We start from the raw sequence: 23,286 nt of genomic DNA on the forward strand, positions 1-23,286 counted from the left end.
GTCCGCCCGCTGCTGGTCGCGGCCGAGGGGGACCTCGGCGCCGCCCGAGCGGCCCTGCGGGTCCTCCCGGACGGGCCGCACGACCTGCTGCGGGAGGTGCGGCTGTGCCTCACCGCGCGGGCCGCCCTCGCCGTCGGCGACCGGCCCACCATGGAGCGCGTCGCCGCCGCGCTCCGGCCGGCCGCCGGCGAACTGGCCGCCGGCAGCGGGGTGCTCACCGTCGGCCCGGTGGCCGGGCACCTCGCCGACCTGGCCACCGCCCTGGGCCGCGACGAGGAAGCCGCCGTGCACCGTCGTACCGCCCGCCTGCTCACCGCGCGCGTCCGCACCGCCGATCCGGCCTGACCCGGCCGGGGGCGCGTCCCCCGCGCTCGGACGCCCGGCGACTTGCCCGTTCCTGTGGAACCGGCAACCGGGGTGCGATCAGATGGAACAACCCGGCGTTCGTCGTCGGCCGGGGATCGAGGGGGTACGCCGTGCAGGTGCTCGTCCTGATCGTGGTGGTGGGCGTCACCGTCCTGGTCGGCACCACCCTCGGCGGCCGGTACCGGGTGGCGCCGCCGGTGCTGCTCATCGGGTTCGGGGTGCTGCTCGGGCTGGTGCCGCCGCTGTCCGAGGTGACCCTGGAGCCGGACCTGGTGCTGCTGATCTTCCTGCCCGCGATCCTCTACCGGGAGAGCCTCACCATCAGCCTGCGCGAGATCCGGGCCAACCTGCCGGTGATCGGGCTGCTCGCCGTGGTGCTCGTGGTGCTCACCATGGTCACGGTGTCCCTGACCGCGCAGGCGTTCGGCGTGCACCCGGCAGCCGCCTGGGTGCTCGGCGCGGTCCTCGCGCCGACCGACGCCGCCGCGGTCACCGGCCTGGCCAAGCGCCTGCCCCGGAAGCTGCTCACCACCCTGCACGCGGAGAGTCTGATCAACGACGGCACCGCCCTGGTGATCTTCGGGGTGACCGTGGGTCTGCTCACCCAGAGCGAGAAGCCGGGGGTGCTGGGCATCGGCGAGGAGTTCGTCGGGGCGGGCGTCGGCGGGGTGGTCGCCGGTCTGCTGGTGGGCGCCGCCGTGGTGCTGATCCGCAAGCGGCTCGACGACCCGCTGCGCGAGGGGGCGCTGAGCGTGCTGACACCGTTCGGCGCGTTCCTGCTCGCCGACTCGGTGCACGCCAGCGGTGTGCTGGCCGTCGTGGTCGCCGGCCTGGTGCTGGCGTACGCCGGTCCGCGGGTGATCCGCGCCCGGTCCCGGGTGCTGGCGTACGCGTTCTGGGACCTGTCCACGTTCCTCATCAACGGCGGGCTGTTCGTGCTGCTCGGCACGCAGATCCCCCGGGCGGTGAAGGACATCTCCAGCACCTCGCCGGGCCGGGCCCTGGCGATCGTGCTGGTGGTCACCCCGGTCGTCGTCGCCACCCGGCTGCTGTTCCTCTACCTGACGGCGGAGTCGGCGAAGCTGCGCCGCCGGATGCTGGACGAGGACCAGTCGGCGTCCAACTGGCGGGTGGGGATCGTGGCCGGCTGGTCCGGTTTCCGGGGCGCAGTGTCGCTCGCCGCCGCGCTGGCCGTCCCGACGATGACGGCCGCCGGTACACCGGTGGTCGAACGCGACCTGATCATCTTCGTCACCGCGCTGGTCATCGTCGTGATCATGCTCGTGCAGGGCACCACCCTGCCGCTGGTGGTGCGCTGGGCGGGGCTGACCGGCGACCCCGAACGCGTCGACGAGGCCCGGCAGGCCCGCCTGCGCGCCACCCAGGCCGGCCTGGACGCGCTGCCGCAGGTCGCCGCCGAGGTCGGCGTCGAGGGGGAGGCGGTACGTCGGCTACAGGCCGAGTACCAGCGGCACCTGGCGGACGTCAACGACAGCGGTGGGCGTACCGCCGAGGAACGCCGGCTGGACCGCCGACTGCGCCTCGGCGTCCTGGCCCACAAGCGGCGGGAGCTGACCCGGCTGCGCGACAACCGGGAGATCGACGACCTGGTGCTCCAGGAGCTTCAGGCCGCCCTGGACAACGAGGAGATCCGGCTGCTGGGGCGGGGACCCAACGAGTGAACACCCGCCGGTGCGGCCCGGTCCGGGCCTGACGGATTGGTGACACCGCCCGCCACGCGTGCGGGACATTCGGCCACGTCGTCGGCGGGTACGGTAAGAACCGGTTCGGCGTCCGTCGATGTGTTCGGTCCGCGAGGGGGTGCCCATGACCACCGGAGGGAGCGAGGCCGACCTGCGGGCGGTCACCGAGCGGGAGTTCCTCGACGAGCTGGTGGCGGTCACCCGCGAACGCGTCGCCACCGAGTTCCTCTACCTGATGGCGCAGGACGACGCCGTCATCGGCGTCCAGTGGGAGCAGCCCGGCGTGGACCACCTCCGCCGCTACCGGGTGCGTGACGCCTGCCCGCACTGCGTCGTCCTCGCGGGGGTGTTGGCGCTGGCGCCGATGCTGCCGCTGGACGTGCTGCGCGCCGGGCGCACCCGAGGGCAGTACGAGACGGTGCTTCGCACCGGCCGGCTGCCCCACCTGGCGTTCGCCCGTCCGGCCGGTCCGCCCGGCGCGAGCTGGCTGGGGGACTGCCACGCGGTCGACGGTGACCCGCACTCCGCCGCCGACTGCCCGAGGCACGCCGTGGCCTCGCCCACCGGCGACCCGCTGGAGCTGCGCCTCGGGTCGCTGCCCCGGGCCGTCCGGGAGCTGTACCCGCACGACGGCGCCGCGACCGCCGACCTGGCGCAGCGGTTGCGGATCGCCCAGGACTGGCGGGCCGACGCGCAGGCGGTGGCGAGCGGCATCCGCGAGGCGGCGGCGACCTGGGCGTTCCTGCGCACCTCCTGCGTGCTGGGCGTGCCGGTGCCCGGCGTCAACGGTCTCGTGCTCACCCTGCCACCGGGCCCGGCCCCGGACGACCGGCCCCTGTCCGAGCTGCACGCCGCGACGGTGCGCGCCGTGCCCACCGGTGGCCCGCTGCCCTACCAGGAGCGGGCCTGCCTGCTGCCGGAGCCGGCGTCGGGAACGCACCGCATGCCGACGTACGCCGGCGCAATGGACCTGACCGCCGCGGCGCCGGTGCGTACGCTGCGGCTGCCGTCGCCCCGCCGGCCGCTGAGCACCACCGGCCGGGGCGTGCTGCTGCTCTACGAGGCCCGGCACGCCATGGGCCGGCACGTCGCGAGCGCGCCGGTGCGCGACGCCGCGTACTGGGATTCCGAAGCGGCGTTGAACGTCTTCGAGTTCACTCTGCTGGAGCGGGTCGCCGGGCGGCACTACCAGGAGGCGGTGGCCGCCTACCTTCAGGCGCTGCGCCGGGAGGGCGACCTGCTCACCCGCCCGCACAAGGTGCTCGACCGGCGCCGGCGCAAGGCGCTCTCGCTGGTGTTCGGCGGGCTGGACGACGAGGAGCTGCACCTGTGGGCGTCGGTCGCGTACCGCAACGCCATCCTGGAGCTGCTCGGCGACCTGAAGGCGTTTGCGGTGCACCTGCGCCTCCAGGCCGGCTGAGCGGTCGTCTCAGAGCACCTGGGCGAGGAAGCGGCGGAGCCGGGGATGCTCGGCGCCCTCGAAGATCCTCTCCGGCGGGCCGGCCTCCAGCACCACACCCCGGTCCATGAAGGCGACGGTGTCGGCGACGTGCCGGGCGAAGCCCATCTCGTGGGTGACCACCACCATCGTCATTCCGGCGGCGGACAGGTCGGCCATCACCCCGAGCACCCCCTTGACCAGTTCCGGGTCGAGCGCCGAGGTGGCCTCGTCGAAGAGCATCACCTCGGGCCGCAGCGCCAGCGCCCGGGCGATCGCCACCCGCTGCTGCTGACCACCGGAGAGCTGCGCCGGCCGGGCATCGGCCTTGCCGGCGAGCCCCACCAGCTCCAACTGGGCGCGGGCGACGGCCACCGCCTCGTCCTCGCCGAGCTTGCGCAGCCGGCGCAGCGCCAGGGTGACGTTGCGCAGCACGCTCATGTGCGGGAAGAGGTTGAACTGCTGGAAGACCATGCCCACCCGCTGGCGCAGCGCGTCCGGATCGTCGCGCAGGACGCTGCGCCCGTCCAGCAGCACGTCGCCGCGGTCGGGCTCGATGAGCCGGTTGAGGGTACGCAGCAGAGTGGACTTGCCCGACCCGGACGGCCCGATCACGCAGGCGGTCCCACCGCGCTGCACGGTCAGGTCGACGCCGCGCAGCACGCGGTTCGGCCCGAAGGCCAGGTGGACGTCGCGCGCCTGGAGGCTGACCGAGGTGGTGGTCGCGGTGGTGGTCATCGCCGGTCTCCTTCCGGGGCCCCGGTCAGCGCCGGGTCGTCCTCGTCCTCGTCGTCGGCGGGTGCGGTGGCTGGCCGGCCGTGGCGCAACCGCCGGTCGATCGCGTTCACGACGTGCGTCAGCGGGACGGTCAACGCCAGGTAGAAGAGTCCGGCGAGCAGCAACGCGGACTCGTTGCCGGTGGTGGCCGCATAGTCCTGCCCGATGCGGAACAGCTCCCGCTGGCTGGCCACCAGGCCGAGGAAGTAGACCAGGCTGGAGTCCTTGATCAGCGCGATGAGCTGGTTGACCCAGGCGGGCAGCACCCGCCGGATGCCCTGCGGGATGATCACCAGCCGCATCGCGTCGGCCCAGGAGAAGCCGAGTGCTCGCGCGCCCTCCAACTGGGCCGCCTCCACCGACTGGATGCCGGAGCGGAAGATCTCCCCCATGTACGCCGCCGCGATCAGCGACAGCGCGAGGATGCCCAGCGGGTACGGGTCCGGTCCCCAGACCTGCATGCCGAGTGGTGCCAGCCCGACGCCGATCAGCAGGATCGTCGCCGCGGCCGGCAGCCCTCGGAAGACGTCGGTGTAGACGCGGGCCGGCCAGCGCAGCCACCGGCTGCGGGAGATGCCGGCCACGGCCAGCAGCAGGCCGAACACCGTGCCGAGCAGGGCGGCGGAGACCGCCAGGATCAGCGTGTTGGGCAGCCCGACGGTCAGCATCTCGGGCAACGCCTCGCGCATCGCGTCGGCGTCGAAGAAGGTCTCCCACAGGGTGCTCAACGGATCCATCGGTCGCCTCTCCTACCGCCCCGCTCGCTCGTCACCGGTTCAGGACGCGGCCGACGCCGACGCCGACGGCGCGGCGGACGCCGACGGCGCCGCCACGGTGCCGCTGCCCGGGGTGAAGTCCGCCGGGATCGGGCGGCCCGGGTAGTACTGGGCCTGCAACCGGCTCCAGGTGCCGTCGGCGATCACCTCGTCGAGGCCCTTGTTCAGCGCCTCGCGCAGCTTGTCGCTGCCCTTGGCCACGGCGTACGCGGTCGGCGCCGGGCTGAGCTGCTTGGCCGCCACGGTGATCTTGCCGTTGCTGTCGGCGGCCGACTTCTCGCCGATCTCCGCCGGGGCGATCCACGCGTCGGCGGTGCCCGCCTTGAGCTGGTTGAGCGCGCCGTTGTAGTCCGGCACCCGCACCGGGTCGAGCTGCTTGCCGGTGGCGTAGTCGTCCTGGACGGTGCCCTGCACCACCACGACCCGCTTGCCGGCGAGCTGGTCGAACCCGGTGATCGGCGAGCCGGCCGGCACGTCCAGCCCGAAGTAGCCGAAGTCGTAGCCGTTGCCGAAGTCGACTGTCTTCTTCCGCGCCTCGGTGATCGTGATCGAGGAGCTGCCGACGTCGAACTTGTGGTTGTTGACCTGGGAGAGCAGCGCGGAGAAGTCGGTGCCGACGAACTCGACCTTCAGGCCGAGCTTGCCGGCGACCGCGGTCAGCAGGTCGTTGTCGAAGCCGGTGAACTTACCGTCCTTGAGGTACACGTTCGGTGGGGCGTCGGTCAGCGTGCCGGCCCGCAGCACGCCGGCCTGCGCCAGGCCGTACGGGTTGCCGGCGGTGTCGTTCGAGGCGTCGTCGGTGCCGCAGGCGGTCAGCGCGCCGGCAACCACAAGGGCCGCCCCAACGGCAACGGCACGGCTCAAGCCAGAAGAAAATCGCACGGGTGTCTCCAAAAGGGTGTGTCGACCCGGTCGATCATGAAGTTGTTGCCCCGACACGCCGGTCGGGCGGGCAACAACATCATGATCGACGCGAGGGGTGGGGTGGGCGTGGTGCGCCCGGGGGAGGGAGGGGAGGGGAGGGGTTAGCGCGTGGGGCGGTGGTTACACGCCGCGCTGCACATTCGCATCAGGTCCACGTGGCGACGCCGGGTCAGGGGCGGCGTGAGCCGACCGGCCGGTGGCGTGGGGCTGAGGTTGCGCATACGGTCTCCCGGGTCTGTTGCTGACCTGGGTGCCAGGCCACGCTTGCGCCGGCGTCCTGCCGGTGCCTGGTCTTCACCCGGGGCACCCCACCGCGGAGGAGGGTTGCCGGCCAGCGAGCCGGGGCTTCGCGCTGGCACTCATGACCTGCGCCGAGGCTAGCAGCTCCCACCGGTGGATCGTCCAGCCGTTATGACCACGCTCACCGCCGGCGCCGGTTCGACCGGCAGGTCAACCGGCGTGCACGTGCGGCCGGCGGCGCGGGTCGGGCTCTTGGCGACGCAGGATCTCCCGGGTGACCGAGGCGATGGCGCCCTGCCCGAACGCCAGGTAGCGCAGGAGGTTGCGACCCGGGCCACCCTCGCTCCATTCGAAGTAGATGTGTGGGCGTCGCCTGCTCCGGTCGCGGATCTCCAACAGCAGGGCGGCGAGCGCGGTGGGCACCGAGGAGCCGGTCAGGCTGAGCACCGGGTAGCTGTCGTGCGCCACGCTGCCGCGCACCGGCAGCTCGGTCTCGAAGTCCGACGGGTCGGTGACGTGGACCTCGACGAAGATGACGTCGCTGTCGTCGGGGAAGTCGTTGTCCGCCATGGTCTGTGCCAGCTTGGCGCGGTATTCGGCCGGGTCGCGGCGGTCCGGCTCGTGCGCGATGAGGCGGATCCGACGGGTGGCACGCTCGTCGATCATCCGGGCGGCGACCGGATCCAGCTCGACGTGGTCGACTCGCACCTCGTAGGCCCGTACGAGCCGGGACAGCACCGACACCAGGATCATCCCGCCGATGAAACAGGCGGCGATCTTGACGCCGTCGGGGCGTTCCACGACGTTCGCCAGGGTGGTGTAGACGAAGATCAGCGCGATGGCCCCGAAGGCGTACATCCGCCCCCGCTGCCGCCGTCGTCGCGCCGCGAGGGTCACGGCCGTCGCCGCCGAGGTGATCAACACCAGGACCCCGGTGGCGTACGCGCCGCCCTGCGCGTCCACGCTGGCGGAGAAGATCACCGTGATCAGGAATGCCACCGAGGTGAAGACCAGCACCAGCGGCCGGACCGCCCGCGCCCAGGTAGGGGCCATGCCGTAGCGCGGCAGATACCGGGGTACGAGATTGAGCAGCCCGGCCATCGCCGACGCGCCCGCGAACCACAGGATCCCGATCGTGGACAGGTCGTAGACGGTGCCGAAAACGCCGCCGAGGTGCTGGTGCGCCAGGTAGGCCAGCGCCCGGCCGTTCGCCGGCCCGCCCGGTTTGAACGCCTCCGGCGGGATCAGCACGGTGGTGGTCACACTGCTGGTGATCAGGAAGACGCTCATCGTCGCGGCGGCGGTGGTGAGCAGCCGCCGCGCCCCCCGGATCCGGCCCAGCGGCCGGTCCTCCGAGTCCTCGCGATCCCCCCGGATGTGCGGCATCACGGCCACCCCGGTCTCGAAACCGGACAGGCCCAACGCCAGCTTCGGGAACACCAGCAGGGACAGCCCGACCACCAGCAGGGGATCGCCGTGTCCGGTGCTCAGCGCGGTGGTCCAGTCCCCGACCGCGCTCGGGTGGGTCACCACCCGCCACAGCGCGTCGGCGATCACCACCGCGTTCAGCGCCAGGTAGACCGCGACCAGGACGACGGCGATCCCGATGGCCTCGCCGAATCCCTTGAGGAACACCGCGCCCAGCAATGCCACCAGCAGCAGCGTGATGGCCACCTCGTGTCCCTTGAGCCCGCTCGGCCAGAACGGGTTCTCGTCGAGGTGGGCGGTCGCGTCCGCCGCCGAGAGGGTGATGGTGATGATGAAGTCGGTGGCCGCGAAACCGAGCAGCACCAGCACCAACAGCTTGCCCGGCCAGTAGCTCAGCAGGCGTACGAGCATCGCGATCGAGCCCTCACCGTGCGGGCTCTCCACCGCCACCCGCCGGTACACCGGCAGCGCGCCCAGCAGCGTCACCAGCACCAGCACCAGCGTCGCCACCGGCGACAGCGCCCCGGCCGCGAGCGCCGCGATGCCCGGCTGGTAGCCCAGCGTCGAGAAGTAGTCGACACCGGTCAGGCACATCACCTTCCACCACGGGTGGTGCCGATCCTCAGGCGGGCGGCCGCCCGGGCCGGAATGCCGCGCGGCCCGCTCCGTACCGCCGTCGAGCAGCCAACCGCGCAGCCGCCCGGCGCGCCTGTTGCCCTGCACCGGCGCTTCCCCCGTCCTCCGCCCATGGTCACCGCGAGTATCCGCCCGGCCACACGCGCCCGTCCCCAGGTACGCCGAACCCGCCCGTACCGGGTGGGGACGGCCGGCGAGTCGGAGGGTTTCGGGCCGGGGGCAGGGGGGATGCAGCGCCTCCGGCGCGCCTCGCACCGAATCGTCCGGTCGGGCCGGGAGGCCGCCGGATCGGATGCCACCGGGGAAGGAGCGGGTCATGGTCGGCGGCCGTCGCTTCCGCCCGGGTGGTGGCTTCGGCCGTCAGCTCGACGAGCACGAGACCCGCGTCGGCGTGCCGCCGCCGGAGCCGCCCCCGCCCGCCGGTGGCATGGTGGACAGTGCCGTCTACATCCGGGGACACCGGATCGCGTCGCCGGCCGGCCTCGCCGAGACGTACTCCTGCCTACAGGAGCAGGACGACGCGATGGCCTGGATCGGGTTGTACCGGCCCGACATCGACCAGATCTCCTCGCTGGCGCGCGAGTTCCGCCTGCACGACCTGGCGGTGGAGGACGCGATCAACGCCCACCAGCGACCCAAGCTGGAGCGGTACGGGCACACGCTGTTCGTGGTGTTGCGTGCCGCCCGCTACGACGACCTGCGGGAGGAGGTCGAGTTCTCCGAACTGCACCTGTTCATCGGGCCCGGTTTCGTGGTGACGGTCCGCCACGGGGAGGTCCCCGACCTGGCGGCGGTCCGGCGCCGGATGGAGGCCGACGCGCCGATGCTCGCCCAGGGGCCCGAGGCGGTCCTGTACGCGATCCTCGACCAGGTCGTCGACGGGTACGCGCCGGTGGTCGCCGGGTTGGAGAACGACATCGACGAGATCGAGACCCAGGTCTTCGGGGGTGACCCGAACGCCAGCCGGCGCATCTACGGGCTCAGCCGGGAGGTCATCGAGTTCCAGCGGGCCGCCCGGCCGCTGCTCACCATGCTCGACGCGTTGGCCACCGGCGCCGGCAGCTACGGCACGGACGAGGAGCTGCGCCGCTACCTGCGTGACGTGACCGACCACCTCACCCAGGTTGTCGAGCGGGTGGACGGGTTCCGGCACCTGCTGCAGAACATCCTCACCGTCAACGCCACACTCGTCTCGCAGCAGCAGAACGAGGAGATGCGCAGCCTGACCGCGGCCAGCTACGCGCAGAACGAGGAGTTGAAGAAGGTCTCCTCGTGGGCCGCGATCCTGTTCGCCCCCACGCTCATCGGCACCGTGTACGGCATGAACTTCGTCCACATGCCGGAGCTGAACTGGCGCTTCGGCTACCTGTTCGCGCTGCTGCTGATGCTGCTGGTCTGCGGAACCCTCTATCTGGTCTTCAAGCGCCGCGGCTGGCTCTAGCAGCGGGGCGCGAGGCTCACTCGATGCCGCGCAGGATGTGCCGCTCGTCCTCGCTGTCGTCGTCACCGGCGCCGATGCGACCGAGCAGCACGGCGGCGGCCCAGATGGTCAGGGGCGTGGCCGCCCCGGTCATCCCGCCACCGGTCCGGTCGTGGCTGGTCTGGCTCCGCTCCGTGCGCGGTGGCCTGCGCTGAGCCTGCATGGGCCCTGCCTCTCCTCGTCGAAGCCGCCGCGGGCGGCCCGCTCGCGCGGGTCACCACCGGTACGGCATCCACGTCGAACCATCCCACGCCCGGCCGCATCCGCACCCCCTGTTTTCGGTTTCCCGACTGTCGCCCGCCAAACCGGACATTTCGCCTCGATGGTGCACCCACCGGTCGAGTGGGTAGCGAGGTACAGGTGAGCGGATCTCTCGACACCGGGTCGCCACCGGACGTGGCGCCCTGCCTCGCTACCTCGTCGCGGCGACGCTCGCCTGCGGCGCGGACGCCGGCGCGACCGTGGGAGTGGTGTTGCTGGCCACCGTGTCGCAGGTCGGGGCGACCCGGCCGGCGCTGCTCGGCGTACGCGCCGGACGCCGTGCGGACGCAGGTGTTCGTGTCGACGGCGGCCCTGAAGGTGGCCGCCGGCTCGCTCGGGACCGGGCTGGCCGGTGCGCTCGCCCCGCTGGGTCCGCGTCTGCTGCTGGTGGCCGGGGCATCCATCGCGCTCGCCGCAGCGGTGGCGGCGAGCGTGTCCGCGCGGCGGCGCGTCGACCGCCAGGACGGCTGGGACGTTGACAAACCCTAGGCCAGCGGATGGGTGATGCCGCGGGCGTGGTCGGTGAGGGCCGCGCCGACCACTGTCGCCGCCAGCGGCAGCACCTCCAGGCAGCGGCGCACCGCGGCGGCCATCAGCGTGTTCGGCACCCGCATGGACAGCGTGCAGTGCGGCACCCAGCGCCCCGGCTGGTAGTGCTCGACCAGGGTGATGCCGGCGGCGGCGAGCCGGCCGTGCACCAAGCGGTGGTGCGCCAACAGTTCCGGGGTGGGCGCCGGGCCGAGCCAGAGCACCCGTCCGACGAACTGCCCCGCGTACTGGAAGTCCAGTCGTAGTGGGGCCGCCACGACCGTTCCGCGCAGCGCCTCGGCGACCTGTTCGGGGTCGAAGCGGGGCGCGACCGCGAGCGACACGTGCGGGCGGTGGCGCTGCTCCAGCAGCGAGCGCATGCTCTGCACGCCCTCGGCCTCCAACGCGTCCCACAGCACCCGGATCCGCCGGGTGGCATCCGGGTCCAGATACAGCTCCAGCGCCGCGACCACGTGATCACCGTAGCGGCCGAGATCTGGCTGTCGGTGTCGGGCGGTACGGTGATCGGAAACCGACCAGGAGGCGTGCCCCGTGGACGTGAGTGACCTGTTGACCGAGACGTACGACCGGCTGCCCGACCTCGTCCGCGCGGCGGTCGACGGCCTCACCCCGGAGCAGCTGCGTCGGGCGCCCGGCGAGGGCGCCAACCCGGTCGGGTGGCTGGTCTGGCACCTCACCCGTGTCCAGGACCACCACGTCGCCGACCTGCTCGACGCCGAGCAGATCTGGGTCAGCGGGGACTGGGCGGGGCGGTTCGGGCTCACCGCCGACCCGCACAACACCGGCTACGGCCACACGCCCGCGCAGGTGGCGGAGGTGCGCCCGGAGAGCGCGCAGGCGCTGATCGACTACTACGAGGCGGTTTCGGCGCGTACCGGATCGTTCCTGGCGGGGCTGCGCCCGGCGGACCTGGACCGCGTGGTGGACGAGTCGTGGGACCCGCCGGTCACTCTCGGCGTGCGGCTGGTCAGCATCGCCGACGACGACCTGCAACACGCCGGGCAGGCCGCCTACGTCCGCGGCCTCGTCGAGGCCGTCTGACCCGCGTCCCCCGGTTCACCCGGTTCGGGTGACTCCCGCTCACCCCGCGCCGGGTGATTCTGCGGGGATGCGGGAGGTGACCTGATGGGTACGACGGCGGCGCGGTTCCTGCAGGACCTGGACGCCGGCCGGCGCCCCGACCTGTCCGAGACCACCGCCGGGACGCTGCGGCTGGACATGCGCGGCGACGGCTGTACCGATCACTGGTACCTGACCGTCGCTGACCAGCACGTCCAGGTGACTCGGTCGGCCGACGACGCCGACCTGCTGGTCCGCGCCGATCGGGCGGTCTTCGACGAGTTGGCCAGCGGTCAGCTGCACCTCGCCGAGGCGTTGCTGCGCAACGAGCTGACCGTGCGGGGCGACATGGCACTGCTGTTGCTGCTGCGGCGGATCTTCCCCGGCCCGGCCGACGCCCGGCATCCCCGTGCGCTGGGCCGGGCGGCCCTCGCGAGACAGGAGGGGTCGCGATGAGGCAGGAGCAGGTGCACGTGATCGCCGGCAACGTGTTCGCGATCAGCGACGCCCAGGGCGACATGGAGGTCGACCCGCAGGCGCCGGTCGGGCTCTTCTCGTTCGACACCCGCTTCCTGTCCCGGTGGGTGCTCAGCGTCGACGGGGAACGCCTCAACGCGCTCTCCCGCGACGACATGACGTACTTCGAGACCCGGTTCGTCCTGGTGCCCGGTGCGGCGAGCCACTACGTGGACGCCGACGTGTCGATCATCCGGCACCGCTCGGTGCACGACTGCTTCCACGAGCAGATCACCGTGCTCAACCATTCGCCGAAGCCCGCCGACTTCACCGTGCGGATGGAGGTGGGCGCTGACTTCACCGACATCGCCGAGATCGCCGACGTCGCACGGCCCCGACCGCGGGCCGTCCACGTCGCGGTCGACGCCCACCGTGCGGCACTCGTGCTGCGCTACGAGCGGGAGCGGTTCGGCCGCGTCACCACGGTGCACAGCACCGCCCCCGCCGAGGTCGACGAGGAGGGGCTCACGTTCCGGATCAGCGTTCCGCCCGAGGGGAAGTGGGAGACCACCCTGCACGTCAGCATGACGATGCGGGGCGAGGGTGACCGGGACATCCGCGCCGATCTGGAGTCGCACCAGCAGATGATGCGGCGGGGAATGGGTGACGACCTGACCGCGTGGTTGGCCCGGGCCCCGCAGTTGGTGGCCGAACGGGCGGGCCTGGAGGAGACGTACCAGGGCGCTCTGGCCGCCCTGGCGGCGCTGCGGTACCAGCCGCTGGCGTACACCGACCGGGTGCCGGTCGGCGGCCTGCCGTGGGCGATGGGAATGTGCGGGCGGGACAGCATCATCACCTGCCTGCAGAGCCTGGCGTTCACCCCCGAACTGGCCCGCGCGACGCTGCGGATGCTGGCGCTGCTGCAGGGTGGCCAACTCGACGACGAGCACGACGAGGAGCCGGGCAAGATCCTGGTCCAGTTGCGCTACGGCGAGTTGGCCGCGTTCGGGGAGCGGCCCAACGCGCTGTACTACGGCGCGGCCGACACCACCCCGCTGTTCGTGGTCCTGCTCGACGAGTACGAGCGCTGGTCCGGCGACGCGGAGCTGGTCCGCGAGCTGCGCCACCCGGCCCGGCGGGCGCTGGACTGGATCGACGAGTACGGCGACATGACCGGCGACGGTTACGTGCGCTACCAGCGCCGCAACGAGCGGCACGGCGCGGTGAACCAGTCCTGGAAGGACTCCCGGGACGCGATCGTCGACGCGCACGGGCGGTTGCCCGCGTTTCCCCGCGCCACCTGCGAGTTGCAGGGCTACGCGTACGACGCGAAGCGGCGCGGCGCCCGGCTGGCCCGCGAGTTCTGGGGCGAGCCCGAGTACGCCGACCGGCTCGATCGGGAGGCGGCGGCGCTCAAGGAGCGGTTCAACCGGGACTTCTGGTTGCCGCACCGGGAGTACTACGCGTTGGCGCTGGACCCGTACGGCGAGCAGGTCGACGCCCTGACGTCCAACATCGGGCACCTGCTGTGGAGCGGGATCGTCGCGGACGATCGCGCCGAGGCGGTCGCCGAGCACCTGCTCGGGCCGCGGCTGTTCAGCGGCTGGGGGGTGCGGACGTTCGCCACCGGCCAGCGCCCGTACAACCCGGTGGGCTCGCACCTCGGGGCGGTGTGGCCGTCGGACAACGCCCTGATCGCCGCCGGTCTGCGGCACTACCGTTTCGACACGCACGCGGCCCGGATCGCGGCCGGCATCTTCGACATGGCGCAGACGCTCGGCGGAGCGGTGCCGGAGCTGATCGCCGGCTACGAGCGGAGCCTGACCAAGTATCCGGTCCAGTTGCCCTCGGCCGGTCGTCCCCAGTCGTGGTCCTCGGGCGCGCTGCTGATGTTGCTGGGCACCCTGTTGGGCCTGCGGCCCACCGGCGAGAACCTGCTGGTGAATCCCGCCCTGCCGAGCGGCTTCGGCGGTATCGAGCTGCTCGACATCCCCGGCCGTTGGGGGCACACCGACGCGTACGCCGGTGATCGCTCCACCCAGGCGGAGGCCCGCCCGCGGACCCGGCGGCGACCGTGACTCAGCGGCCGTCGCTCCGGGCTGTCGCACCGCCGGCGTCCTGATCGAGGGACGGGGACACGTGGGCCGGGGGAGGCCGCCGGCGGTGCGCCTGGGCGCGACGGAAATCCTGCACGGCGAGGCTCAGGCCGGCCAGCTCGTCGGGGCGCGGCGCGGCACGCACCGCCGTCAGGAGCAGCACGACCGGACGCGTGTCGGTCGACGGATCGACGGGGAAACCGCCGAGCAGCCGCTCGGCGGTTTCCTGGTTCATCCGGTCCGCGTTCATCTCGTGTCCCTCAGCGCCCACCCCGCGGGCGATGTCACATCGGCGCCCGGAGCGGGAACCGGTGGTGACAGCACGAGGCGAAGCGCCCGAGGGCGGGCCGGGGCTCAGCCCATGGTCTTCGACCCGTCGATCGCCTCACGCAGGATGTCGGCGTGCCCCGCGTGCTGCGACGTCTCGGCGATGAGGTGCAGCAGCACCCGGCGGACCGTCCAGCTCGCACCCGGCTCGAACCAGGGCGCCTGCGGCAGCGGGTGGGCCGCGTCCAGATCGAGGGTGGCGATCAGCTCGTCGGTGTGGGCGGCCACCGCCTGGAACCGCTCGACCAGCCCGGCCAGGGTCTCGCCCGGCGCCATCCGGAACTGACCGACCCAGTCGATCTCCTCGCGCTGCATGGCCTCGGCGCCACCCACGGCGAACAGCATCCACCGCTCCTCGGTGCCGGCGACGTGCTTGATGAGCCCGCCCGGGCAGAGCTCGCTCACGGTGCTGCGGGCGGCGGCCTGCTCGTCGGTCAGCCCGTCGACGGTCTGCAGGAGGAAGCCCCGGTGCCGGCGCAGCGTCTGCAGCAGGTCGGCCCGTTCCCCGGTGAGCTGCGCGGTGCTGGTCATGGTGTTGCCCTTCGGTCGAGGTCCGTCGGGCGCCAGCCTAGGACCGGGCACCGACACTTCGGGGTCGGACACGACGGGAGCGCCGGCCGCCAGCGGTTGCCGATCGGGGCGCGGGACTGTCCACTGAATGACATGGGTGTGATCAAGGTGGGCACGTCGTCCTGGGCGGACCAGACGTTGCTGCGCTCCGGCTGGTATCCGCGCTCGGCCAACACGCCGGCCGGCCGGCTGGCCTACTACGCGGGACGGTTCCCGCTGGTCGAAGTGGACACGTCCTACTACGCCGTTCCGGTGCCGGAGACGACACAGGGCTGGGTCGACGCGACACCCGACGACTTCACCTTCAACGTCAAGGCGTTCAGCCTCTTCACCGGGCATCCCACGCCGGTCGCCGTGCTGCCCCGGGATCTGCGGCCGGCCGGCGGCCCGAGCCGGGTCCGCCGTCGCGATCTGCCCGAGCAGGCGTACGACGAGCTGTGGGCCCGCTTCCGGGCGGCGCTGGACCCGATCGCGGCCGCCGGCAAGCTCGGCGCGGTGCTGTTGCAGTTCCCGCCCTGGTTGGCGCGCGGCGCCGCCGCCGAGCGCCGCATCGTGGAGCTGGCGCAGCGGTGCCGGCAGTGGCGGGTGGCGGTGGAGCTGCGGCACGCCTCCTGGTTCGACGGCGCCGCCGCGGCGGCGACCCTGGACCTGCTACGCGCGCACGACCTGTCCCTGGTCTGCGTCGACATGCCACAGGGGCACCCGTCGTCGGTGCCGCCGATCCTGACGCGGACGGCGGAGCCCGCGATCGTCCGCTTCCACGGCCACAGCGACGCGTGGGGCGACGGCGACAAGCAGGACAAGTTCCGCTACGCGTACGACGAGTCGGAGCTGCGGGACTGGGCCGCGCGGCTGGCGGAGCTGGCCGGCGACGTCGACGACCTGCATGTGCTGTTCAACAACTGCTGCGCCGGGCAGGCCCAGCGCGACGCCACCCGGCTGGCGCAGTTGCTCGCCGAGACCATGCTCGCCGATCCGCGGGTGCCGCCCGGGCCGCGTGGACCGGCCGACGGTCAGACCGTCGCGGCGCGGGCCAGGTCGAGCGGCTGACGGACCGCTGCCCGCGTGCACCCCGTTTGGAGCGGGCACGCGGGCAGCGCCGTTGATCAGGAGCGTCGACCCCGGGTGCGCAGCGCGTCCTGGGACCGCTCGTTGACGTCCGCGTCGTCGGGGAAGCTCCGACCGCTGGGCGCCGGATCCGGTGGCGCTCCCGGCCCGGCCGTCGTCGTACGGGTGGGTTCGACCGAACCGAAGCCGTGCCGTCCGGCCGGACCGCTCCGGCCGGCCGGAGCGCCCGCGCGCCGCTCACCGCGCCGTCCCTCGGGCACCGCTGTCTCCTCGCTGCCCTCGTCCATCGGCGAGTCGTCGTCCGCGCCCCAGGGCGCGTCGGCGTCGAAACCGTCGTCGGCGCGCCACGGTTTGACCGCCTCCGGGACCGGCCGGTCACCGCCGCCTCTGCTGCGTCTCTCGTCTGCCGCCATGGCCACCTCGCTCGTCGGTCCGCCGCTGCCGGCGGACGGATTGCCCGTCCCCGGGCCGGTCCTGCCCGCTCGGCACGCCATAGCGCGTGGCGGGCGCGTGGGGTCGGCCGGCGCCCCGCCGTCGACGGTCCGGTGGGAAGCCGGCCGGCCCGACGCTCAGCGTCCGGCCATGGCCATCTGCCGCTTTCCCATGCCCATGCCCATCTTGCCCATGCCCATCTTGCCCATGCCCATCTTGCCCATGCCCATCTTGGCCATGCCCATCGGCGCGCTGCGCATTCCGCTGGTGCGGCTGAGGATCCCGCGCAGCACCTGACCTGGCTTCTGCTGCTCACTCATGTACGCCGTGACCACGACCAGTGATCCCGTCAGCGCCGGAATCGCCCACTGGAGCAGCTTCATCTGCCGCTGCGAGGAGGCGACGCTGGCCGGCGTCTGGTGGCTGGGTTCCGTGGCGCCGTTCACCGGCGGGCCGCCCGCCTTCTCCAACCGCATGCCGACCAACCGGCTGTAGCCGGTGACCGCGAGCGCGCCGATCGTCAACGCCGTCTTGATGGCGCTGGCCCGGCCGACCCCGCGCTGGGCCACCACCCGTGGGCTCTCCGTGACCAGTTCCCCGACCGCACCGGCCAGGTGCGCGCCGATCGCGGCCGCGTTGACCGGAGTCCACTTCGACCAACCGGCCGAGGCGACCGGAAGTCGCTGGGTCGAGTCGTTGATTTTCGCCGCTGCGCCGTTGACGCCGAAGGCACCCATGAGGGAGCCGCCGAACCAGGCCGCCAGACCCAGATCGTGCATCGAGCGCAGTGCGGTGTGTCGTTCGGACATGTGATCCCCTTCCGCCGTGTCGGGCGAAGCGGCTTACCCGCCGCCCGGGCGGCTAACCCCGTCGCCCGCCGGTCGATCCCCGTCGCGCTGACACGACGGGGACGTACGGGCGTCGCGGTCGGAGACCGCCGCCGGGAGGAGTCGTCCGCGCGGTGGCGGGTAGATCCGTCCGACGCCGACGGAGAGGGGAACGCGATGTCGCAGCCGGATGAGGTCCGCGAGAAGACCCCCAAGACCGACGCGGTGCTCATGCACCCGAACAACGATCCGCACCGGAACACCGCGGAGGTCGCGCCGCGCAAGGACCACGCGCAGATCCAGGTGGAACGCGACGACGAGCTGGTGCCGCTGGACCCGGAGGAGTGAGCGGGGCGGGCCGCCCCGAGCAGCCGGTACGGCTCAGCGGGGCGGCAGGTCCGCGGCGAAACGGGCGATCCGCCCGGCCAGCGGCGCGCTGGCGCGGACCCAGGTGAAATGGTCCAGCGGCGCCCCGGCGTCCGCCACCGTGTACCGCTCGCGGGTCACCGGTGCCGCGGTGAGCTTCGCGCAGAGGTGGTCCATGGTCTCGTGCGGGGTGTACTGGTCGTCGTCCACGCTGATCGCCAGCACCGGTGTGCGCACCGCGCGTACCGCCGCTTCGGTGTCCGTGCCGTCGAGCCGGGGAAAACGGCCGGTCCGCGCGGTGTGTGCCCAGTCGCGGATCACGCCGCGCGCCTGCCGGCCGCCGAAGCCCCAGCCCGGCCAGACGCCGAGCAGCGCCGCGGTGGCGGCGATGCCCTGGGTGTACGGCAGCACGCCGAGCCCTCGGCGACCCGGATAGGTGCGCCAGTACGGGACGCCCACCGCGATCAGCGCCAGAGCGTCCACCGCGTCGCCGCCGTGGCGGGCGAGGTGCAGCAGGGCGGCCTGCCCGCCGAGGGAGTGACCGAGCAGCACCCGGGTACGCCCGTCCAGCCGCGGCTTGAGCGCCGCCAGGACAGCGCCGACGTCGCTGGCCAGCTCGGCGTAGCCGTGCCGGTCGGCGCGGCTCGGGGCGGGCGTGCTCGCTCCGGTGCCCCGCAGATCCGCGACGACCACGGCCAGGCCGGCGGAGCGCAGCGCGGCGGCGAACGGCCGGTAGTAGCGGGCGCGGACCCCCATCGCGGGCCAGATCACCACCACGGGCGCGCCGGGCGGGCCGGCCGGCTCGGGATAGACCTGCATGCCGAGCCGAGCGCCGTCGACGTCGACGAACTCCTGCGCGTACTCCGGATCCCCGTTCACCGGCCCAGCCTACGGCCCGACGTTACCGGCGGGTAGCCGAGGCGGTCCGGACGCGGCGGAGGCCCCGCCGGGTGGCGGGGCCTCCGGTGGCGCGCGACCGGTCAGGAGACGGAGATCGTCCCGTCACCGGCGCGGACACACGACACCGCGCGGGCGGCGGTCACGGCCGCGCCGGCGAGGCACCGGCCGAGCACCTGGTGCCCGGTGGCGTTCGGGTGCCACGACTCCTGGCAGGTCTGGAAGTAGCTGACGCACGTGTTGGCGATCCGCTGAATGGCGATCTTGTCCTTGCCGGCGAGGCTGGTCACGAAGGTGCCGGTCGCGCCGTCCTGCAGCCGGATGGGAGTGGCCAGCGCGCCGGTCGGGCTGGACGTCGACTCGCACAGCCGCGCGCCGTCGAAGGCCCGCTGCACGTTGAGGTAGACCAGGTCGTCGGCGGGGAACTCGGCGGCCAGGGTGTCCCGAGTGGACTTCACGATGCCACCCAGGCCCTGCGAGAAGCGGTGCCCGGGGGCGAGGCTGGCCCGGTGGATCGGGCAACCGGCGGCGTACCGCTCCGCGCCGAGGTCACGGAACTTGTCCCGGGTGTCGTCCCGGCCGTCCTCCTCGTAGTACACCGGGTTCAGGTCCAGCGGCAGCGGGTTGGTGTAGTCCTGGAACACCACCCGGTGCTGGCCGTCCGCGTCCACCTGGTCGAGGGTGGTCAGGATCTGGCGTACGGCGGCGGTGGTCTCCGCGGTCGCGGCGCTGAGCTGTGCGGCGGTGGCCAGGTCGGCGTCGCTGCACGGCTTCTGCTCCACCGGCCCGTTCAGGTACGCCCAGAACTCCCACCAGCCCGTCCAGGCGTCGGCGATGAAGCGGTTGGCGCACGTCTCCGCGACGCTGCCGAAGGTGAACGAGCTGTTGTTGGAACCCAGGCCGATCAGCACGAGGTCGATGTCCTGCGTCTGCGCGACGGCGCGCAGTTGATCGAGCTGGGCGGCCACGGTTCGGCCGTTGGCCCGCGCGCCGGAGGCGGTGGCGATGTCGTGCGGCTGGCCGCCCGAGCAGGCCAGGTTGAACCGGTTCTGGATACCCGGCAGGTTCGCCTGGTTGAGCGAGGCGTTCGCCGACCGGTGGCAGAAGTACGCGTTGTTGTTCGGCGCCGTCCAGCCGGGGAAGCCCTGGGCGACCCCGTTGGCGTCGACCACCGGGGTGTACGCCCCGGCGCCCTCGCCGCTGATGAAGCTGTCGCCGAGCGCCACGGCGGCGGTGGGCAGCGCGGCGGTCGCGGGGGCGGGCAGCGCGACGGCGGTCGACAGCGCTGCCGTGACGATCGTGAGTGCCGCGGCGAGCGCGGTACGGCGGAACCTGGGCATGGGGCTCCCATCCAGCGAAAGATGAAAGATTCTCTGAGAGCGCGATCAGATCACCCCTGTGCGACGGGCGTCAATGGCCCGTAACGGAACCGTTCGATGAAAGACACACACGCCTGGTGCGCGCGGCCGTCGGTTGGTCGGTCGGGCTGCTAGCGGCGGCGCAGCGCGGCGGCGCCGACCGCGTTCAGACCCACACCCCAGATCAGCAGTACGCACAGCCACTGCACCCACCGCAGCACGCTCATCTCGCCGGAGAGCAGGTTGCGCACGCTGCCGAACGGGGTGAGCCACGGCTGCGCCGGGCGCAGGGCTTCCACGGCCCCCAGCAGCGCGAACAGGGCCAGCGGCAGGACGATCGTGGCGAGGAACGCGACCACCGGCGACCGCAGCAGCAGGCCCAGCCCGGTGCCCACGAAGCCGGCGACGATCTGCACCAGCACGCTGCCCACCGCGACAGTTCCGGCGAGCCGCCAGGGCTCGTCCGCGACGTCGGCGGGAGTGAGGGCCAGCGTCGCGGCGCAGATCAGCACTCCCACGACGCCGATCACCGTGGCCGGCAGCACCACCGCGAGCACCGTCGGGACGACGTGGACGGTGCCGGACGCCCGACGCAGGTCGCGCACGAGCAGGATGCCGAAGAGTGGCGTGAGGACCGACATCACGCTCTGCACCGTGCCCGAGAGAGCGGCGAACGTCCGGTCGGTGGGCGCCGCGGCAGCGACCAGCGCCACGGCGCAGAACAGCCCCGCCACCAGGGTGCCCACGAGCAACCACCGCCGGGCCCGCGTGCCGAGGGACCGTCGCAGGGCGTCGCGTGTCGGCTCGTCCACCACGATCACCTTCCGACGGCTGGTCGGGTAGGTGAGCCTACCGTCGACGGTATCCGTGCGTGGTCCCGTGATCACCGCTGTGCCGTATACGGCACCTCGCTCCATTTGTGCTCACCGGATGTGACAGACGTGGACAGTGGCCGATATCGCTCTCTAGAGTTCCCCCGTCTGGCTGTCTTACATCCACGGGGGTTGCGGTGGCCACTGGCCGCTCCATGCATGCTGTCCACATCCAGAGACCGTCCACTCATCACCGACCATCCACGCACCGCCTGCTCGCCGCCGGGATCGCGGCGTCCATCGGCGTCACTCTGCTCGCCGCGCCTGCCTCGGCCGCGTCGGCGACGGTGACGGAGGGCACCGCCCCGCGCGGCACGGCCGGCCGGGAGGCCGTCCAGGCAACCACCACGGCCACGCGTACCGGCCAGCGGGTGGAGGTCGTCTCCGCTCGCACCGAGCTGACCCAGGTCTTCGCCAAGCCGGGCGGAGGCTTCGTGGCCGAGACCGCCGCCGTTCCGCAGCGGATCCGTCAGGGCGACGGATCCTGGTCCGACGTCGACCTGTCGCTGCGGCGCGACGCCACCGGCTTGCGGCCGGCGGTCTCCCCGGCCAATGTGCTGTTCTCGGCCGGTGGGCGCGGTCCCGCGGCCACGTTGACCACCGGGAAGAGCACGATGACGTTGGGCTGGCCGGGCGGGCTGCCCGCGCCGACCGTGTCCGCGGACGCGGCCACCTACCCCGAGGTGCTGCCCGGTGTGGACCTGGTGCTGACGGCCACCCACACCGGCTTCACCCACGTTCTCGTGGTGAAGACCCCGCAGGCCGCGACGAACCCGGCGCTGCGGGAAATCCGCTTCGACCTCGGCGGTGACGCGCGGGTCCGGCGGGAGGCTGACGGCTCGCTGCGGGCGCTCGCCGGTGGTGCCGAGGTGGCACGGGCCGCGACGGCGGAGATGTGGGACTCAACCGGCTCCGTCGGCGCGCCTCGTGCGGCGGCGGCCTCCTCGCCGTCCGGTCCCGGCGTCGCCGCCCGTACCGCCCCCGTGTCGACCGCCGTCGACGAGGCCGGTGACCTCGTGCTGCGCCCGTCGGCAGGCCTGCTCGATCCGGCGAAGGCGACCTTCCCGGTCTACATCGACCCGGCCTGGTCCGCCAGCCCTTCCCGCTGGGCGTACGCCACCAGCAACAACTCCACCAACAGCGACACCACGGCCGCCCGGGTCGGTAAGGACGCCGACTCCGGAGTCACCTACCGCTCCTACTTCGAGTTCCCGATCAGCGCCCTCAGCGGCAAGATCATCAGGTCGGCGTACGTGCAGGTGGTGGCGACCCACACCTGGTCCTGCTTCGACACCCCGACCTACCTCTACCAGTCCGGCGCGATCACGAGCACCCCCCGCACCGCCTGGGCGCCCGCGCTGACCACGCTGCGCGCCTCCGCGAGCTCACACGTCCGCGCAACGGGCTGCATCGACTCGCCGCAGCCGCCGATGAACGTGCGCTTCGCCGGCAGCGTCGCCGCCGGCCTCAGCAGCGCGGCGGCCGCTCACCAGACCTCGATCACCTACGGCCTCTGCGCGTGCAGCGACTCGTCCGGGACCGGCGAGAGCACGGTGGACCGGTGGAAGAAGTTCGATCCGAGCACGGCACGCCTGGTGGTCGACTACGACACCGCGCCCAGCCAGCCCACCGCACTCCAGGCCGGCGGTGCGGCCTGCGTCACGGGCGGCCGCGTCACCCTGGGCACCGCGCCGACCCTCTCCGCCGTCTTCCCCGACGCGGATGCCGGCCAGGTCCTCCAGACGGCGTACGAGCTGTTGGAGATCCCCGCCTCGGGCACCTACGACAGCACCACGCCGCGGATGACCGCGCCGACGGGCTCGACCGTCACGGCCGGCGCCCGGTCCACCACGGCTGCGGTGACCGGCACGGCCAATGGAAAGTCGTACGCCTTCCGGACGCGCAGCGATGACGGCTACCTGCTCAGCCCGTGGTCGGCGTGGTGCGAGTTCTCCATCGACAACCAGCCGCCCACGGTGAGCGTCGACGCGGTCACCAGTCCCGCCCCGCCCGGCCAGCTCTACACCTACAAGCTGCGCTCGCCGGACCTGGACGTGGTCAGCTTCCGCTACGGCTGGAGCAGCCCGCCCACCGAGGAGGCGGAGGCGGGCACCAGCCTCGGCTGGACCGGCAAGACCGTCTCGGTGACCCTGGCCACGCCGGCCTACGGCACCAACACGCTGTACGTCGCCGCGGTGGACAGCGTCGGGAACGTCGGCTACGGCTCGCTTGTTATCCAGGTGCCGACGCCGTAGGGCGGCCGACCACCAACCGGTCACGGCGCGGCTGAGGCGTCGAAACCGGACAACACCACACCGCGTCGAGGCCCGCATCCGCAACGAGGATGCGGGCCTCGACTGCGGGGTGCCGTCGTCGTGTC

Annotated in this window: 24 protein-coding genes and 1 riboswitch; of the genes, 11 read left to right on the forward strand and 13 right to left on the reverse strand. The window is 72.7% G+C overall.

Going from position 1 to position 23,286, the window contains the following annotated elements; translation table 11 throughout:
* The first annotated feature begins 96 nt into the window (after window positions 1–96).
* The 3 genes from ACFYPH_RS14030 (at window position 97) to ACFYPH_RS14040 (ending at window position 3,489) form a co-directional block, all read left to right on the forward strand.
* Entirely contained in the window at window positions 97–345 is a 249-nt protein-coding gene (locus tag ACFYPH_RS14030) for a hypothetical protein (RefSeq protein WP_387181767.1), read from the forward strand.
* Window positions 346–476: 131 nt separating this feature from the next.
* The gene (locus ACFYPH_RS14035; RefSeq protein ID WP_355068138.1) at window positions 477–2,048 is read left to right on the forward strand and encodes a Na+/H+ antiporter; all 1,572 of its coding nucleotides are present in this window, start codon (window positions 477–479) and stop codon (window positions 2,046–2,048) included.
* 145 nt (window positions 2,049–2,193) lie between these two features.
* Window positions 2,194–3,489 carry a hypothetical protein gene (locus tag ACFYPH_RS14040; RefSeq protein WP_387181771.1) on the forward strand — a complete coding sequence of 432 codons (1,296 nt, stop codon included), beginning with the start codon at window positions 2,194–2,196 and terminating at the stop codon, window positions 3,487–3,489.
* A 9-nt stretch (window positions 3,490–3,498) separates the two neighbouring features.
* On the opposite strand, the gene ACFYPH_RS14045 is transcribed toward ACFYPH_RS14040, so the two are convergent.
* From ACFYPH_RS14045 to ACFYPH_RS14060, 4 genes are all read right to left on the reverse strand, one after another.
* A complete protein-coding gene (locus ACFYPH_RS14045; protein ID WP_354855078.1) occupies window positions 3,499–4,245 on the reverse strand; it encodes an amino acid ABC transporter ATP-binding protein in 747 nt (248 codons plus the stop codon).
* On the reverse strand, window positions 4,242–5,021 hold the full coding sequence (locus ACFYPH_RS14050; RefSeq protein WP_355136034.1) for an amino acid ABC transporter permease: 780 nt from the start codon (window positions 5,019–5,021) through the stop codon (window positions 4,242–4,244). Before ACFYPH_RS14050 ends, ACFYPH_RS14045 begins: the two co-directional genes overlap by 4 nt.
* Window positions 5,022–5,060: 39 nt before the next feature.
* The gene (locus ACFYPH_RS14055; RefSeq protein WP_354855080.1) at window positions 5,061–5,891 is read right to left on the reverse strand and encodes an ABC transporter substrate-binding protein; all 831 of its coding nucleotides are present in this window, start codon (window positions 5,889–5,891) and stop codon (window positions 5,061–5,063) included.
* Window positions 5,892–6,239: 348 nt separating this feature from the next.
* A riboswitch (SAM riboswitch) is annotated at window positions 6,240–6,351 on the reverse strand.
* An 83-nt stretch (window positions 6,352–6,434) separates the two neighbouring features.
* Window positions 6,435–8,375 (reverse strand): amino acid transporter, encoded by a 1,941-nt coding sequence (locus tag ACFYPH_RS14060; protein WP_387181776.1) that lies wholly within the window; start codon window positions 8,373–8,375, stop codon window positions 6,435–6,437.
* A 229-nt stretch (window positions 8,376–8,604) separates the two neighbouring features.
* Between ACFYPH_RS14060 and corA the strand changes: the two genes are divergently transcribed.
* Window positions 8,605–9,729 (forward strand): magnesium/cobalt transporter CorA, encoded by a 1,125-nt coding sequence (gene corA, locus ACFYPH_RS14065; RefSeq protein ID WP_355068145.1) that lies wholly within the window; start codon window positions 8,605–8,607, stop codon window positions 9,727–9,729.
* 16 nt (window positions 9,730–9,745) lie between these two features.
* On the opposite strand, the gene ACFYPH_RS14070 is transcribed toward corA, so the two are convergent.
* Window positions 9,746–9,931 carry a hypothetical protein gene (locus tag ACFYPH_RS14070; protein ID WP_007457747.1) on the reverse strand — a complete coding sequence of 62 codons (186 nt, stop codon included), beginning with the start codon at window positions 9,929–9,931 and terminating at the stop codon, window positions 9,746–9,748.
* Window positions 9,932–10,308: 377 nt separating this feature from the next.
* On the opposite strand from ACFYPH_RS14070, the gene ACFYPH_RS14075 reads away from it, so the two are divergent.
* Entirely contained in the window at window positions 10,309–10,518 is a 210-nt protein-coding gene (locus ACFYPH_RS14075) for a hypothetical protein (protein WP_387181780.1), read from the forward strand.
* Here ACFYPH_RS14075 and ACFYPH_RS14080 read toward each other — a convergent pair.
* A complete protein-coding gene (locus tag ACFYPH_RS14080) occupies window positions 10,515–11,030 on the reverse strand; it encodes a 2'-5' RNA ligase family protein (protein WP_354855084.1) in 516 nt (171 codons plus the stop codon). The genes ACFYPH_RS14075 and ACFYPH_RS14080 overlap by 4 nt on opposite strands.
* A 79-nt stretch (window positions 11,031–11,109) precedes the next feature.
* On the opposite strand from ACFYPH_RS14080, the gene ACFYPH_RS14085 reads away from it, so the two are divergent.
* The 3 genes from ACFYPH_RS14085 (at window position 11,110) to ACFYPH_RS14095 (ending at window position 14,171) form a co-directional block, all read left to right on the forward strand.
* The gene (locus tag ACFYPH_RS14085) at window positions 11,110–11,619 is read left to right on the forward strand and encodes a DinB family protein (protein ID WP_387181784.1); all 510 of its coding nucleotides are present in this window, start codon (window positions 11,110–11,112) and stop codon (window positions 11,617–11,619) included.
* An 84-nt stretch (window positions 11,620–11,703) separates the two neighbouring features.
* Complete coding sequence (locus ACFYPH_RS14090; protein WP_354855086.1) at window positions 11,704–12,093, forward strand: SCP2 sterol-binding domain-containing protein; 390 nt, start codon at window positions 11,704–11,706, stop codon at window positions 12,091–12,093.
* Window positions 12,090–14,171: a glycogen debranching N-terminal domain-containing protein gene (locus ACFYPH_RS14095; RefSeq protein ID WP_387181787.1), complete on the forward strand. Its 2,082-nt coding sequence runs from the start codon at window positions 12,090–12,092 to the stop codon at window positions 14,169–14,171. The genes ACFYPH_RS14090 and ACFYPH_RS14095 overlap by 4 nt, the downstream gene beginning before the upstream one ends.
* Before the next feature lies 1 nt (window position 14,172).
* Here ACFYPH_RS14095 and ACFYPH_RS14100 read toward each other — a convergent pair whose 3' ends face one another.
* Both ACFYPH_RS14100 and ACFYPH_RS14105 read right to left on the reverse strand, forming a co-directional pair.
* Window positions 14,173–14,439, reverse strand: a complete 267-nt coding sequence (locus ACFYPH_RS14100; protein WP_354855088.1) for a hypothetical protein — start codon at window positions 14,437–14,439, stop codon at window positions 14,173–14,175.
* Between the two features lie 104 nt (window positions 14,440–14,543).
* A complete protein-coding gene (locus tag ACFYPH_RS14105; RefSeq protein ID WP_355068150.1) occupies window positions 14,544–15,047 on the reverse strand; it encodes a DinB family protein in 504 nt (167 codons plus the stop codon).
* A gap of 132 nt (window positions 15,048–15,179) precedes the next feature.
* Here ACFYPH_RS14105 and ACFYPH_RS14110 point away from each other — a divergent pair, with 132 nt between their 5' ends.
* Entirely contained in the window at window positions 15,180–16,136 is a 957-nt protein-coding gene (locus ACFYPH_RS14110) for a DUF72 domain-containing protein (protein ID WP_387181792.1), read from the forward strand.
* 56 nt (window positions 16,137–16,192) lie between these two features.
* Here ACFYPH_RS14110 and ACFYPH_RS14115 read toward each other — a convergent pair whose 3' ends face one another.
* Window positions 16,193–16,567, reverse strand: coding sequence for a hypothetical protein (locus tag ACFYPH_RS14115; RefSeq protein ID WP_354855091.1), 375 nt, complete (start codon window positions 16,565–16,567; stop codon window positions 16,193–16,195).
* A 156-nt stretch (window positions 16,568–16,723) separates the two neighbouring features.
* A complete protein-coding gene (locus ACFYPH_RS14120) occupies window positions 16,724–17,395 on the reverse strand; it encodes a hypothetical protein (protein WP_387181795.1) in 672 nt (223 codons plus the stop codon).
* Between the two features lie 195 nt (window positions 17,396–17,590).
* Here ACFYPH_RS14120 and ACFYPH_RS14125 point away from each other — a divergent pair, with 195 nt between their 5' ends.
* Window positions 17,591–17,761: a hypothetical protein gene (locus ACFYPH_RS14125; RefSeq protein WP_354855093.1), complete on the forward strand. Its 171-nt coding sequence runs from the start codon at window positions 17,591–17,593 to the stop codon at window positions 17,759–17,761.
* Between the two features lie 33 nt (window positions 17,762–17,794).
* Here ACFYPH_RS14125 and ACFYPH_RS14130 read toward each other — a convergent pair whose 3' ends face one another.
* The 3 genes from ACFYPH_RS14130 to ACFYPH_RS14140 all read right to left on the reverse strand — a co-directional run bounded on the left by ACFYPH_RS14130 (window position 17,795) and on the right by ACFYPH_RS14140 (window position 20,846).
* Window positions 17,795–18,598 (reverse strand): alpha/beta fold hydrolase, encoded by an 804-nt coding sequence (locus ACFYPH_RS14130; RefSeq protein WP_387182328.1) that lies wholly within the window; start codon window positions 18,596–18,598, stop codon window positions 17,795–17,797.
* A gap of 161 nt (window positions 18,599–18,759) precedes the next feature.
* Window positions 18,760–20,016, reverse strand: a complete 1,257-nt coding sequence (locus ACFYPH_RS14135) for a hypothetical protein (protein WP_354855095.1) — start codon at window positions 20,014–20,016, stop codon at window positions 18,760–18,762.
* A gap of 149 nt (window positions 20,017–20,165) precedes the next feature.
* The gene (locus ACFYPH_RS14140; protein WP_387181799.1) at window positions 20,166–20,846 is read right to left on the reverse strand and encodes a hypothetical protein; all 681 of its coding nucleotides are present in this window, start codon (window positions 20,844–20,846) and stop codon (window positions 20,166–20,168) included.
* A 215-nt stretch (window positions 20,847–21,061) separates the two neighbouring features.
* On the opposite strand from ACFYPH_RS14140, the gene ACFYPH_RS14145 reads away from it, so the two are divergent.
* On the forward strand, window positions 21,062–23,161 hold the full coding sequence (locus tag ACFYPH_RS14145) for a hypothetical protein (protein WP_355068158.1): 2,100 nt from the start codon (window positions 21,062–21,064) through the stop codon (window positions 23,159–23,161).
* Window positions 23,162–23,286 lie beyond the last annotated feature (125 nt).

It is taken from the genome of Micromonospora sp. NPDC005252 (assembly GCF_042872475.1).
GTDB lineage: Bacteria > Actinomycetota > Actinomycetes > Mycobacteriales > Micromonosporaceae > Micromonospora.

What these genes read in the sequence shown, in the direction of transcription:
- ACFYPH_RS14145 (WP_355068158.1), top strand. Translation starts at nt 21,062, where the DNA reads ATGCATGCTGTCCACATCCAGAGACCGTCCACTCATCACCGACCATCC.
- ACFYPH_RS14050 (WP_355136034.1), bottom strand. Translation starts at nt 5,021, where the DNA reads ATGGATCCGTTGAGCACCCTGTGGGAGACCTTCTTCGACGCCGACGCG.
- ACFYPH_RS14040 (WP_387181771.1), top strand. Translation starts at nt 2,194, where the DNA reads ATGACCACCGGAGGGAGCGAGGCCGACCTGCGGGCGGTCACCGAGCGG.
- ACFYPH_RS14045 (WP_354855078.1), bottom strand. Translation starts at nt 4,245, where the DNA reads ATGACCACCACCGCGACCACCACCTCGGTCAGCCTCCAGGCGCGCGAC.
- ACFYPH_RS14105 (WP_355068150.1), bottom strand. Translation starts at nt 15,047, where the DNA reads ATGACCAGCACCGCGCAGCTCACCGGGGAACGGGCCGACCTGCTGCAG.
- corA (WP_355068145.1), top strand. Translation starts at nt 8,605, where the DNA reads ATGGTCGGCGGCCGTCGCTTCCGCCCGGGTGGTGGCTTCGGCCGTCAG.
- ACFYPH_RS14090 (WP_354855086.1), top strand. Translation starts at nt 11,704, where the DNA reads ATGGGTACGACGGCGGCGCGGTTCCTGCAGGACCTGGACGCCGGCCGG.
- ACFYPH_RS14120 (WP_387181795.1), bottom strand. Translation starts at nt 17,395, where the DNA reads ATGTCCGAACGACACACCGCACTGCGCTCGATGCACGATCTGGGTCTG.
- ACFYPH_RS14125 (WP_354855093.1), top strand. Translation starts at nt 17,591, where the DNA reads ATGTCGCAGCCGGATGAGGTCCGCGAGAAGACCCCCAAGACCGACGCG.
- ACFYPH_RS14100 (WP_354855088.1), bottom strand. Translation starts at nt 14,439, where the DNA reads ATGAACGCGGACCGGATGAACCAGGAAACCGCCGAGCGGCTGCTCGGC.
- ACFYPH_RS14135 (WP_354855095.1), bottom strand. Translation starts at nt 20,016, where the DNA reads ATGCCCAGGTTCCGCCGTACCGCGCTCGCCGCGGCACTCACGATCGTC.
- ACFYPH_RS14115 (WP_354855091.1), bottom strand. Translation starts at nt 16,567, where the DNA reads ATGGCGGCAGACGAGAGACGCAGCAGAGGCGGCGGTGACCGGCCGGTC.
- ACFYPH_RS14070 (WP_007457747.1), bottom strand. Translation starts at nt 9,931, where the DNA reads ATGCAGGCTCAGCGCAGGCCACCGCGCACGGAGCGGAGCCAGACCAGC.
- ACFYPH_RS14110 (WP_387181792.1), top strand. Translation starts at nt 15,180, where the DNA reads ATGGGTGTGATCAAGGTGGGCACGTCGTCCTGGGCGGACCAGACGTTG.
- ACFYPH_RS14130 (WP_387182328.1), bottom strand. Translation starts at nt 18,598, where the DNA reads ATGCAGGTCTATCCCGAGCCGGCCGGCCCGCCCGGCGCGCCCGTGGTG.
- ACFYPH_RS14095 (WP_387181787.1), top strand. Translation starts at nt 12,090, where the DNA reads ATGAGGCAGGAGCAGGTGCACGTGATCGCCGGCAACGTGTTCGCGATC.